Annotated in this window: 12 protein-coding genes; 10 read left to right on the forward strand and 2 right to left on the reverse strand. The window is 42.2% G+C overall.

From position 1 onward, the window contains the following. Positions 1–25: 25 nt before the first annotated feature. Positions 26–1,444: a diaminopimelate decarboxylase gene (gene lysA / locus GTQ43_RS28420; RefSeq protein WP_265276017.1), complete on the reverse strand. Its 1,419-nt coding sequence runs from the start codon at positions 1,442–1,444 to the stop codon at positions 26–28. A 92-nt stretch (positions 1,445–1,536) separates the two neighbouring features. Between lysA and rimI the strand changes: the two genes are divergently transcribed. The 8 genes from rimI to GTQ43_RS28460 all read left to right on the forward strand — a co-directional run bounded on the left by rimI (position 1,537) and on the right by GTQ43_RS28460 (position 8,941). Then, positions 1,537–2,088 (forward strand): ribosomal protein S18-alanine N-acetyltransferase, encoded by a 552-nt coding sequence (rimI, locus tag GTQ43_RS28425; protein WP_265276018.1) that lies wholly within the window; start codon positions 1,537–1,539, stop codon positions 2,086–2,088. 529 nt (positions 2,089–2,617) lie between these two features. Then, positions 2,618–5,086: an ATP-dependent Clp protease ATP-binding subunit gene (locus GTQ43_RS28430; RefSeq protein ID WP_265276019.1), complete on the forward strand. Its 2,469-nt coding sequence runs from the start codon at positions 2,618–2,620 to the stop codon at positions 5,084–5,086. Between the two features lie 84 nt (positions 5,087–5,170). Continuing rightward, positions 5,171–5,443, forward strand: coding sequence for a hypothetical protein (locus GTQ43_RS28435; protein WP_265276020.1), 273 nt, complete (start codon positions 5,171–5,173; stop codon positions 5,441–5,443). A gap of 504 nt (positions 5,444–5,947) precedes the next feature. Next, positions 5,948–6,181: a type II toxin-antitoxin system ParD family antitoxin gene (locus tag GTQ43_RS28440; protein ID WP_251956104.1), complete on the forward strand. Its 234-nt coding sequence runs from the start codon at positions 5,948–5,950 to the stop codon at positions 6,179–6,181. A 3-nt stretch (positions 6,182–6,184) separates the two neighbouring features. Beyond that, positions 6,185–6,484 carry a type II toxin-antitoxin system RelE/ParE family toxin gene (locus GTQ43_RS28445; RefSeq protein WP_265276021.1) on the forward strand — a complete coding sequence of 100 codons (300 nt, stop codon included), beginning with the start codon at positions 6,185–6,187 and terminating at the stop codon, positions 6,482–6,484. A gap of 66 nt (positions 6,485–6,550) precedes the next feature. Then, positions 6,551–6,823 carry a hypothetical protein gene (locus tag GTQ43_RS28450; protein WP_265276022.1) on the forward strand — a complete coding sequence of 91 codons (273 nt, stop codon included), beginning with the start codon at positions 6,551–6,553 and terminating at the stop codon, positions 6,821–6,823. Beyond that, complete coding sequence (locus tag GTQ43_RS28455; protein WP_265276023.1) at positions 6,820–7,146, forward strand: clan AA aspartic protease; 327 nt, start codon at positions 6,820–6,822, stop codon at positions 7,144–7,146. The genes GTQ43_RS28450 and GTQ43_RS28455 overlap by 4 nt, the downstream gene beginning before the upstream one ends. 253 nt (positions 7,147–7,399) lie before the next feature. Then, a complete protein-coding gene (locus tag GTQ43_RS28460) occupies positions 7,400–8,941 on the forward strand; it encodes an ArnT family glycosyltransferase (protein WP_265276024.1) in 1,542 nt (513 codons plus the stop codon). A gap of 276 nt (positions 8,942–9,217) precedes the next feature. On the opposite strand, the gene GTQ43_RS28465 is transcribed toward GTQ43_RS28460, so the two are convergent. Beyond that, the gene (locus GTQ43_RS28465) at positions 9,218–10,600 is read right to left on the reverse strand and encodes a cytochrome P450 (RefSeq protein ID WP_265276025.1); all 1,383 of its coding nucleotides are present in this window, start codon (positions 10,598–10,600) and stop codon (positions 9,218–9,220) included. 287 nt (positions 10,601–10,887) lie between these two features. Between GTQ43_RS28465 and GTQ43_RS28470 the strand changes: the two genes are divergently transcribed. After that, positions 10,888–11,520, forward strand: coding sequence for a ParA family protein (locus GTQ43_RS28470; protein WP_265276026.1), 633 nt, complete (start codon positions 10,888–10,890; stop codon positions 11,518–11,520). 2 nt (positions 11,521–11,522) lie between these two features. Beyond that, complete coding sequence (locus tag GTQ43_RS28475; protein WP_265276027.1) at positions 11,523–12,143, forward strand: hypothetical protein; 621 nt, start codon at positions 11,523–11,525, stop codon at positions 12,141–12,143. Positions 12,144–12,181 lie beyond the last annotated feature (38 nt).

Here is a 12,181-nt window from a genome sequence, read left to right on the forward strand (position 1 = left end):
GACGCGATTAATCGCGTCTCTACTCCTAACCTTTAACTCCTAACTCTTGACTTTTCAGCCTTTCTGGTAGGCGATCTTGTCGAATTAAGTCTTGATAAGTTTCACGTTGCAAAATTAAATTTGCTTCGCCATTTGCCACCACAACTGCTGCCGGTCGGGGCAAGCGGTTGTAGTTAGATGCCATACTGTAATTGTAAGCACCAGTTCCCATAACTACGAGAATATCTCCTGGTTCAGTCTTTGGGAGTAGGGCATTTTTAATCAGAATATCCCCTGATTCACAATGTTTACCTGCAATTGTGACTGTTTGGCTTAAAGGAGAAGACATTTTATTGGCAACGACTGCTCGATAAACTGATTGGTAAGTAATTGGGCGGGGATTATCAGACATTCCCCCATCGATCGCTATGTAGGTACGAATTTCTGGGATAACTTTGGATGAACCAATAGTATAGGCAGTAACGCAAGCTGTGGCAATTAGCGATCGCCCTGGTTCACTCAATAATTTCGGCAAAGGCAGATTTTCGGCTGCACAAGCTTCTTGGACAACTTCACAAATCGCCTTCACCCACTCTTCAATGCTTGGGGGATCGTCTGATTCTGTGTACTTAATCCCTAAACCGCCACCAACGTTTAACTCAGTAATATTTAAACCATACTTCCCAGCATCCCGTAGCCATTGCACCATCACAGCAGCCAAATCTTGATGTGGTTGGCGCTCAAAAATTTGGGAACCAATATGAGCGTGTACCCCTACGCAATTCAGGGTAGGCTGTTGACTGACAAAGGTAAACACTTCACCTAAATCGTTGGGATCAAAGCCAAATTTGCTATCTAAGTGTCCCGTACGAATATACTCGTGAGTGTGGCACTCAATACCTGGAGTTAGCCGCAACATGATGCGGATTGGTTGATTGGGTTGGGCTATTTCCACAAGGGTATGCAACTCATACCAGTTATCCGCCACAATAGTTACACCAGATGCGATCGCTAAAACTAATTCTTCACGAGATTTATTATTGCCGTGGAGGTAGATTTTATTGGGACTAACACCTGCTTGTAGGGCGGTGTAAAGTTCGCCACCGGAGACTACATCGATTCCTAGTCCAACAGAACCTGCGATCGCACAAACTGCTAAACAATTCCAAGCTTTTGAGGCGTACAATACTTGAGATTCGCCCTTGTAGTATTGCTTAAAAGCATCTCGGTATTGCTGACAAGCCGAACGTAAGGTTTCTTCATCTAAAATATATAGAGGTGAACCAAACTGCTCTACTAGGGTTGTGACATCACATCCACCAATTTCTAGGGAATCATGATGATTAACTCTAGCAGTTAAGGGTAAAAGTTCTTGATTAGGCGAGGGATTCGCGTTAATGTCACGCCTTTGAGGTAAATATTGACTTCCAGAATGTTGAACCCCAGAGGGGTGAGTCGATACCATAAATATAAAAGTTGTCCTTATTCAAATTACGGGCTTTGAGTTCGTCTCCCGATTCCCAGTGTACAAAGGGTTTGTAATCTTATTCAATAAATGTGATCTTATTAGACTTAGAAATTAAATTACTGACAGCAGATCATCTCAGTGCAATTCTAGAACTCGACCGAGCCTGTTTTGGTGGACTTTGGACTCTAGAGGGCTATAAACGAGAATTGGATAGTCCCAATAGCGATTTACTCGGTTTATTTTCCCCATCCACCAGCACAAGTTTGCTAGGAATGGGTTGCTTTTGGTCAATTTTAGACGAAGCCCACATTACAATTTTGGCAGTTCATCCCCAATATCACCGTCAAGGTTTGGGTGCAGCTTTACTATATTCACTCATAAAGACAGCTTGCGATCGCAAAATGGAGCGAGCTACCCTCGAAGTCCGAGCTTCCAACTTGGCGGCAATATCTTTATATCAAAAATTTGGCTTCAAAACAGCCGGACGGCGGCGCGGCTACTACCAAGATAATGGTGAAGATGCCTTAATCCTGTGGCTTCCAGATTTACAACACTCCAAATTTCAAAAGACTTTAGACAATTGGTATACCATAATTAGCGATCGCCTAGACAAATCCTCTTGGCACTTACTTTCTAAGTAGCTGGGGATTAGTCTTGTTATGGTTCTAACGTGAAACTCGGACTCAATACTTGCAGCAGACACGCAATGAGGAGCATTTTCAAAACGAGGTTTAAAAAGATTTGGACTTAAGTTGATAAATTTTGAATTATCTTAATCGGGCTTGCGATCGGCTTCAGCAAAAAAATGTAATTTTGTTGAGCTTATTTGTATTTAAAATTTTTATTAGAAATAGAAAACTCATAGTTAAATCATATATAAACTTTTTTGTGCTTGATTGTACTAAATTTATATGCTATTAGTAGGTGTTTGGGATTAAGTGAATAAACTTTAAATATAAGCAGTCAACTATTCGTAATAAATCCCAAAAACGCTGGTGAACTAAAGCTCCTCAGTACACTAGCCAGATAAAAGTAGTCAATAGTTAACAATTAGCCCATCAACTAAAGTCATAGCTTCAGGATGTCTATAATCTGTTATACAGGCATCTAAAAGCTTTGCCTGTGCTAAAATCAGCATACCGGCACGACCGCAGATGATGGGATAAAGCCATGTTTGAGCGCTTCACAGAAAAAGCCATTAAGGTAATCATGCTGGCCCAAGAAGAGGCCCGCCGTTTAGGTCACAACTTTGTCGGAACCGAGCAGATCCTCTTGGGTCTGATTGGCGAAGGCACTGGAGTGGCTGCCAAGGTGCTGAAATCAATGGGTGTCAATCTCAAAGATGCCCGAATTGAAGTTGAAAAAATTATAGGACGGGGATCGGGCTTTGTTGCCGTGGAAATTCCGTTTACGCCACGGGCAAAGCGAGTTTTAGAACTGTCCCTAGAAGAAGCACGCCAACTGGGGCATAACTACATTGGCACCGAGCATCTGCTGTTGGGCCTAATCCGCGAAGGGGAAGGTGTCGCAGCCAGGGTGCTAGAAAACCTCGGTGTGGATCTATCTAAGGTCAGAACCCAAGTTATCCGCATGTTGGGAGAAACTGCCGAAGTTTCACCAGGCGGCTCATCTGGGCGCACAAAAACCCCGACTCTAGATGAATTTGGTTCAAACCTGACCCAAATGGCGATCGACAATAAGCTCGATCCAGTAGTGGGACGCGCCAAGGAAATTGAGCGGGTGATTCAGATATTGGGTCGCCGAACCAAAAATAACCCAGTGCTGATTGGGGAACCAGGGGTTGGTAAGACTGCGATCGCTGAAGGTTTAGCTTCCCGCATTGCCACTAAAGATGTCCCTGACATCCTCGAAGATAAACGTGTAGTAACGCTGGATATTGGTTTGCTCGTAGCAGGAACCAAATACCGGGGTGAATTTGAAGAACGTTTGAAAAAAATCATGGATGAAATCCGCTCGGCGGGTAATGTCATTCTCGTGATTGATGAGGTACACACCTTAATTGGTGCAGGTGCAGCAGAAGGTGCTATTGACGCAGCAAATATCCTCAAGCCAGCTTTGGCCAGAGGTGAGTTGCAGTGCATCGGCGCTACAACCTTAGATGAATACCGAAAGCACATCGAGCGAGATGCAGCCCTAGAGCGGCGTTTCCAACCAGTGATGGTTGGCGAACCGACAGTTGATGAAACAATTGAAATTTTATATGGTCTGCGCGAACGCTACGAGCAACACCATAAATTGAAAATCTCCGACGAAGCATTGGTAGCGGCGGCGAAGTTATCAGATCGTTACATTAGCGATCGCTTCCTCCCAGATAAAGCCATCGATTTAGTTGATGAAGCTGGTTCTAGAGTGCGCTTGATTAACTCCCAATTGCCACCCGCAGCTAAGGAGTTAGATAAAGAACTGCGTCAGATATTAAAAGAAAAAGATGACGCGGTGCGCTCCCAAGACTTTGATAAAGCTGGGGAACTGCGCGATCGCGAAATGGAAATCAAAGCCGAAATCCGCGCGATCGCTCAAAGCAAGACCAATGCAACTGGTACAGAAGGTGAAGAACCTGTAGTTACAGAAGAAGACATTGCTCACATTGTCGCTTCCTGGACTGGGGTACCGGTGAACAAACTCACCGAATCTGAATCTGAAAAGCTGCTGCACATGGAAGACACCTTGCATCAGCGTTTAATTGGTCAAGATGAAGCTGTGAAAGCAGTTTCACGGGCAATTCGTCGCGCTCGTGTCGGTTTGAAAAATCCCAACCGACCCATAGCTAGCTTTGTCTTCTCTGGACCGACTGGTGTAGGTAAAACCGAGTTAGCGAAATCATTAGCTGCTTACTTCTTCGGTTCCGAAGAAGCGATGATCCGCTTAGATATGTCCGAATACATGGAGCGTCACACCGTCAGCAAACTGATTGGTTCCCCTCCAGGTTATGTTGGCTATAACGAAGGTGGTCAGCTGACCGAAGCCGTGCGGCGGCGTCCTTACACCGTGGTGTTGTTCGACGAAATCGAAAAAGCACACCCCGATGTCTTCAACATGTTGCTGCAAATTTTGGAAGACGGTCGGTTAACTGATGCCAAAGGTCGCACGGTAGACTTCAAGAACACCTTGCTGATTTTAACTTCCAATATTGGTTCTAAGGTAATTGAAAAAGGCGGTAGCGGTATCGGCTTTGAATTCTCCGAAGATGCCAGCGAGTCAACTTACAACCGGATTCGCTCTTTGGTGAACGAAGAACTCAAGCAGTACTTCCGTCCAGAGTTCCTCAACCGACTCGATGAAATTATCGTCTTCCGTCAGTTGAACAAGCCGGAAGTGACCCAAATCGCCGAAATTATGCTCAAGGAAGTATTTGGTCGTCTGACGGAAAAGGGTATCACCTTAGAAGTCACAGACCGCTTCAAGGATCGTTTGATCCAAGAAGGTTACAGTCCCAGCTACGGCGCGAGGCCATTACGTCGGGCAATTATGCGCCTGTTAGAAGATAGTTTAGCAGAAGAGATTCTGTCTGGTCGCATTAAAGATGGCGATACTGCCGTTGTTGATGTGGATGAAAATGGCATTGTCCAAGTTAGTTCTCAACAGCGCCGGGAATTGTTACCCCAAGGTGTTGAGTAAGATTTAGGGTTTGGGATTTTTAGATTAAATCCCAAATTAAAAAACGGTAGAGTATTAATTGCTCTACCGTTTTTTTGTTTGAATATGTCTAATGCTCCCGACGAATACCGCGTTATTCCCCCACAAGATCCAATGAAGAATAACTGGGAATTTATGGAAGTATGGATAGATCCAAGTCATTCCCCTCCATATATTCTTTTATTGCTTTGCCACAGTGAAGATAACTGTCAGATTTATGATCCGGCAGAGGGTTATAAAGTTGTCTTTTCCACTAATAACTATGATGAAGCCAAGTTATATTTACTAGAAGATGAGTTTGAATCAGTTCAAGGTAGGGTGTTAGCTGCGGAATTATAGCGGTTCTCAGTTGGGTGCAATACGCCCGATTATTGGGGAGTCAGAAGCCAGAATTCAGGAGAACTTTATATTCTGACTCCTGACTCCAAGCTGTAGATGTATTTTAGTCATCTGAAAATCGCTATAGTCTGAAATTGATTCATTTTTCAGAGAAAGACGTAGACGTAGGTTGGGTGGAGCGGAGCGCAACCCAACATATATATCAGGATGTTGGGTTACGCAAAGCCTCCACCCAACCTACAATTTTTTTGCAACATTTTAGCCAAGAGGGTCCACTACAAGACTACCGATATTTTTTCAGAAATCAAATATGATTCCTATATTCATTAACTGCTTCAAATCCCAATCTATAGCGGAAACGCTTTCATTTTGTTAGGGCTTGAGACTCAAAGTTATATTTGACCGACAATCTTCTTTGTGACCAATTGCTCTTTTTAGGTTGAAGTTTACGCTGGAGTAATACCAAAAAATATTATATATTGGTATTATACAGGAGGAAATTGTATGCAAAAAAATACAAGTGTTACCTTGGGTGAGCATTTTGAAGCGTTTATCGCCAATCAAGTTGAAAGCGGTCGTTTTGCCAGTGCCAGTGAAGCGATTCGAGCGGGACTGCGCCTTTTAGAAGAGCGAGAAATAAAACTTGCCGCTTTACAACGAGCATTGACAGACGGTGAAAACAGCGGATTTGCTGACTATTCTCTCTCAGGATTGCTTGCAGAACTTGACCGTGAATAGCGCATGTCAGCATTTCGCCTTACTCAATTAGCTACTCAAGACTTGCTATCAATCGGTCGCTACACCCAAAAAACATGGGGAACTGAGCAGAGAAACCGTTATCTTGCTATCTTGGACGATTGCTTTCATCTCTTGGCACGAGAGCCACACAGAGGACGAACTTGTGATGATATTCGCTCAGGATATCGCAAGTACCACATCGGAAGACATTTGATCTTTTATCAGGAAACCAATGAAACTATCGATATTATTCGTATTTTGCATGATCGTATGGATGTGGAGTCTTATTTCAACGAAGACTAACCCAAAGACAACCTATTCCTTAACATGAACTGTAAACGCGAAAAAATAACAGCAAGGAGCAAGAACGTGCAAAGCATACTTTTAAGCCGCGAAGAAGTTGGACGACGCGCGAAAGAATTATACGAAAATAGCATTCGTCAACAAGTAGAACGAGAAGAAAACATCGGTAAAATGGTGATTATCAATATAGAAACAGGTGAATATGCAATTGATAAAACAGGCTTAGAATCGGCACGATATTTACGTCATAAAAACCCATTAGCTCGACTTTTTGGTATTCGCATTGGTTATAAAGTCGCTGTTTCCTTCAGTGGTGACATGGAGCGCGATTATCGGTGATTTCTGGTATTGTCAAGAACGGACGCGCAACAGTTAATATCATATTTCGACTTACAAATAAACCAGATTTTACTATTGAATTTGTTATCGATACAGGTTTTACAGAGTTTCTTTCTCTGCCTCCAACAGCAGTTACTCTACTGGGTTTACCTTTCGTGTATGAAATGTATGCAAATTTAGCTGACAATAGTAATGTAATCTTGCCAGTACATCAAGGTAACATTATTTGGAATGGAGAAGAACGGGAAGTGAATGTACTTGCGATAGGAAAGCGACCTTTACTAGGAACTGCTTTACTTGATGGGTATGAACTTGTCATATAGTTTATCGAGGGCGGTTTAGTAACAATTGATGAATTGTGAAGCAGATAAAAATCAATTTAAATACAAAACTTTAGCATTATAAAAAAAGCAATAATCACCTGAGTAGCAATCATAAACGATATTAAACCAGCGCAAAAAGCGATCGCACCATATAAAATAAATGCCCTTTTAAAAAAGTAACCAAACTCCCATTGCAAAATCTGGGGTACAATACCGCCTTACACTCTTTGAGATGATTATCCCGATTTGAGATATGCGTCTATTCCGAGAAAAAGAATGGTTATTTAGTCTACTGGTAATATCTCTAGTTTTATGGCTGATATGTTTGGGAAACTCCCCTTTACGAGATTGGGATGAAGGTACTGTGGCGCAGGTTGCCCGTGAAATTTGGCGTGCCCCACTTGGTTCAATGCATTGGCTTTACCCCACCTTGGAAGGTGAACCTTATCATAACAAGCCACCCCTGATGCACTTGCTAATTGCTTGGACTTACTCTATCGGAGGTGTGAATGAGTGGACAACACGCTTACCGGGTGCAGTGTTAACTGCCTTGGGAGTGCCTTTGCTTTACTTGGTGGGATGTTTACTTTTTAACCAAAGTCTACCATCTGTGTTTGCCGCTTTAGTTTACCTGACAATGTTGCCTGTAGTGCGTCATGGACGGCTAGCAATGCTAGATGGTGCAACTATTACCTTTTTCTTGCTGTTGTTGTTTTGTTTGCTAAAAGCACATCAGAATCGCCGTTATGCTTTAGGTGTGGGATTTTGTCTGGGGTTAATAACTCTTACTAAAGGAATGATGGTTTTGCCACTAGGAGCGATCGCTTGTTTATTTCTCATTGCAGATCGGCAGTTTGCTTTGTTAACCAGCCCCTATCTATTAGTGGGACTGTTTTTAGGAAATATACCTGCGATCGCTTGGTTCGTTGCTCAATGGCAACATTATGGCGAAAATTTCTTACAAGTTAATTTTCAAGCACAAACCTTTAATCGTCTTACACAATCTGTTGAAGGTCATACTGGCCCTCCCTGGTACTATTTAATTGAATTAATTAAGTATAGTTTCCCTTGGCTATTATTTTCACCGGGAGGCTTTTATCTAGCTTGGAAAAAACGTCATACTCCTTGGGGTTCCTTAATTATGATTGGCATAATTCTTTATTTAGGAACTATTTCTTTGATGAAAACTAAACTGCCGTGGTATGTCATGCCTATATATCCATTTTTAGCTTTGGCAATTGGTGCTAATTTGAGCGAAGTTTGGCATAAGGGTCATTTTAGAGTGCGAATTTGGACAATAGTCCTGGCTATTATTTCTCTTGCTGGTTTAGCAGGTTGTATTTACTTTCTGATGAAGAAAGAGCTTATTTTGATAGTTATGAGTATTGTTTTAGCAGTAAGTATGGGCATCGCAGCATGGCTAGTTAAACAGCGCGATCGCAACTTTATTCCAGTGTTATTTACAGGGATGTATTTAGTTTTAGCTTTGTTGGTAAGTTCGCAATCTTGGATTTGGGAATTAAAGGAAGCTTTTCCTGTTAAACCAGTAGCAGCATTAATTCGAGCAAATGTTTTACCAGGAACACAAATTTACACTTCTTTTGCTTATGAGCGTCCTAGTTTAGACTTTTACAGTGATTGCAAAGTAACTGCTGCAACTATGCCACTTTTACAAAAAATGTTATCTAATAAATCTTATTTGCTGTTAGACAATGGGGCTTTACAACAAATCAATTTAACTGGTAGTAAAATTCTCGGAGCAGCTAACGGATTTACGCTGATTACTAAAAATTAATTATATCAACTGATTTATTGTTTGTATTTACTAACCCACTTTTACAAAAACGGTATTCACACGGAAGAAAATACTCTAATCAGGGGAAAACGAACCGCAAAGGACGCAAAGGGCACAAAGAAATAATAGTTTTACAGAGTTTTTGCATAAGTCCTAATTATGTCATGCGGCTAGTTAACTAGCATTTTCTTAAGCTAGTTTTGATAGTTTGTAGTAAGCACTTTAGTGCTTAGAAAACAAGGACTGAAGTCCTTACTACAAACTAAAGGTAGTCAATTAAACTAGGGTTGGTATATTGGCAGGTTTAACTTGAGGTGTTGCAACCATCCGCATTCCGGCTGGTGCAGCTAATGTTAACCCACGGCGCACAGGATGCACAGGACGTTTATTCACCAGCGACACTTGAAATTCTGACAAAACAGTAGCCAAGATAATTTTCATTTCATACTGGGCAAATGCCATCCCAATACAGCGACGATTACCACCACCAAAGGGTAAATATTCATAGGGTGAATATTGTCTTTCTAAAAAGCGTTCTGGTTTGAATTGCTTAGATTGTGGATAAACTTCTTCTCGATGATGCGCTAAATAAATACTGGGGATTATTGCCGTTCCCTCTCGCAGTTCGTAGCCCATAATTGTAATTGGGGTTTTCACAATTCGCAGAAAAGCATTCATCGCAATTGGGTAAATTCGCAATGTTTCTTGGCAAACTGCTGTCAAGTAAGGCAATTTAGCCACACTACTTAAATCGGGGTTAACTCCAATGGTGTTGAGTTCCTGTTCCAACTTCTCCCGCACCTCTGGTAAATGGTCAATCCAGTAAAAAGCCCATGTCAGTGCAGAAGCGGTAGTTTCATGTCCTGCAACTAGCAGTGTCATTAACTCGTCGTGTAATTCTTCATCTGACATACCTTGACCATCGTCATAACGAGCAGCCATCATCAAACTTAGAATATCTTGGCGATTTTGAGCGACTTGGGCGCGACGTTCTCGAAGCAAAGTATAAATAAGTCGATCAATTTTTTGCCGTTGTTGCAGAATCCTACCCCACGGACTCCACGCACCGAAATCTTTTTGCATGAAGCGGAAAAAGAAGGCGCTGGACATTAAAGGCGAACTTATGAAGTCTAGTAAGTCACTTAGCGATCGCCTCAGTTCCTCAAAAAGTTCTCCCTCATCCAAACCAAATACAACCCGTAGAATAACACGCAAGGTAATTTCTTGCATCGACTCACGGATATTAAAAGGCTTGCCAATTTGCCATTCATGACTCACCTGTTGGGTTATTTCCTGGATATCCTCACCATAAGCCCGCATCCTTTCGCCATGAAAGGGGGGAGCTAATAGTTGCCGTTGGCGCTGGTGGCGATCGCCATCTGATAACATGAAGGAGCGATCGCCAAGTAAAAATCTTAATCCTATGTTCCCCCTGCCGACCTCAAAGTGGCTCGAATCAGCAGTAAAAATCTGCTCCAGCGCTTGGGGTTGACTAAAATACACAAGATGGTTATCGCTACGACTGTTCCTGATCGTGAAAGTATCACCATAGATTTTGGCAAAATCATCGACATATTTCACTGGCTGACCAATAAACTTGATCATCCTCAACCAGCGCGGCATTTGAGGCCCATCAGGCAGATTGTAAGTTGTTGTCATAGTAGTTTGTAGATTTAATGGCTTCTGAATTTTATTGTTACGAGTTTTCATGTTATTTAGGGACACACAAAGCGCTATATTCATCTAGTGGGGAGTAGGGAGTAGGGAGTGGGCAATAGAAAGTGAGAAAAGAAAAGGATAATAACTAATCACTCCTAATAATTAATTCAGTACTCAAAACTCTTTCAAGTCAGCCCACGATCAAAAAATCTCACAACCAAACATGAAAAAGATTTCTTCCCCACTCCCCACTCCCCACTCTCCACTCCCTAATCCTTGCTAAAGCAGTGCCAAAAATCATCGCTATTCTCAACGGTAAAGGAGGAGTCGGTAAAACGACTACCGCAGTCAATCTGGCTGCAAACTTTGCGAAGAAAAAAAAGGTGTTACTGATTGATGCAGATATTCAAGGTTCTGCCAGTTGGTGGTTTGGGCGCAGTCAGCAGGGAATGGGATTTGATTTATCTCAAGAGACAGATCCCACACTTTTAAGTAATTTAGGAAAGATAACAGGTTACGATTTAGTAGTGGTGGATACACCTCCCGCGCTGCGCTCTGAAGCATTAGTGGCGGTAGTTGCGATCGCAGATTATCTAGTTTTGCCTACACCCCCATCCGCAATGGATTTAGCTATCCTAGTGGAAACAGTCAAGGAAGTCGTTATCCCTGTGGGAACCCCTCATCGGGTACTGCTTACCAAAGTCGATACGCGCAGTATCGGGGAAGCACTAGAAGCAAAAAACACTCTAGGTCGGCTAGGTATTCCGGCTTTTAATACCTTTATCCGTGCCTATAAAGCTCACGAACGAGCAGCACTTGAGGGTGTAGCAATCGTTCAATGGCGAGGAAGCAATGCACGAGAGGCGGAGTTAGACTACCGTCGTGCGGCTGATGAATTACAGCGTGATTGGAGAAAATAATAATGGCTAGGAAACAAAGTCTCTCTGACTTATTACAAGAAGAGGCGCAAAAATTTACACCCCCAGAAGGAGAATCTGCGATCGAAGTTACAGCAGAAGCAATTGCTGAAGAACAAGCTTCATCTGATGAAGAATCATCAGCACAAACACCTGAGCCAAATTCTACTAGGCGTACAAGTCCTACTAAAGCTGATTTAGAAGCAACTGTCAAAGAATTGACAACAAATCTCGAAAAAAGCCACGAAAAGGAAGCATCTCTAGGGCAAGAAATTGCTGATTTGCAATCAAAACTATCTAAACAAAAAACATTAGCCTCGGAACAAAAATTATTAGCGGAACAGTTAACAAAAGACCTTGAGGAAACCAAGAAAACAGCGCTGCAACTAGCAGAAGCTAATTCCCAGCTTATAGAAGAAATTAATGCTTTAAAACAAACAGCAGAAGATAATTCTAAAAAACTTGTTGTCAAAGAAACTACTGCTATCAAACCAGTAAAAGACCATTACAATCCACTGAACTATAAAAAATCACATCGTTCATCGGAAACATTAGCTCAAAATCAACCACAAAATCAACCAAACGAGTATCCTGATAGCTCTAATGAGATGTGGTTACTTGACTAGAGTCAGACAACTTGTCGGGACGGGGTTGGTTTGCGTAG

The organism is Nostoc sp. KVJ3 (genome assembly GCF_026127265.1).
In the GTDB taxonomy this organism is placed as follows: Bacteria; Cyanobacteriota; Cyanobacteriia; order Cyanobacteriales; family Nostocaceae; genus Nostoc.

Bases quoted from the DNA above. Each gene is read 5' to 3' on its own strand.
- lysA (WP_265276017.1), bottom strand. From the start codon at position 1,444: ATGGTATCGACTCACCCCTCTGGGGTTCAACATTCTGGAAGTCAATAT.
- GTQ43_RS28430 (WP_265276019.1), top strand. From the start codon at position 2,618: ATGTTTGAGCGCTTCACAGAAAAAGCCATTAAGGTAATCATGCTGGCC.
- GTQ43_RS28435 (WP_265276020.1), top strand. From the start codon at position 5,171: ATGTCTAATGCTCCCGACGAATACCGCGTTATTCCCCCACAAGATCCA.
- GTQ43_RS28440 (WP_251956104.1), top strand. From the start codon at position 5,948: ATGCAAAAAAATACAAGTGTTACCTTGGGTGAGCATTTTGAAGCGTTT.
- GTQ43_RS28445 (WP_265276021.1), top strand. From the start codon at position 6,185: ATGTCAGCATTTCGCCTTACTCAATTAGCTACTCAAGACTTGCTATCA.
- GTQ43_RS28460 (WP_265276024.1), top strand. From the start codon at position 7,400: ATGCGTCTATTCCGAGAAAAAGAATGGTTATTTAGTCTACTGGTAATA.
- GTQ43_RS28465 (WP_265276025.1), bottom strand. From the start codon at position 10,600: ATGACAACAACTTACAATCTGCCTGATGGGCCTCAAATGCCGCGCTGG.
- GTQ43_RS28475 (WP_265276027.1), top strand. From the start codon at position 11,523: ATGGCTAGGAAACAAAGTCTCTCTGACTTATTACAAGAAGAGGCGCAA.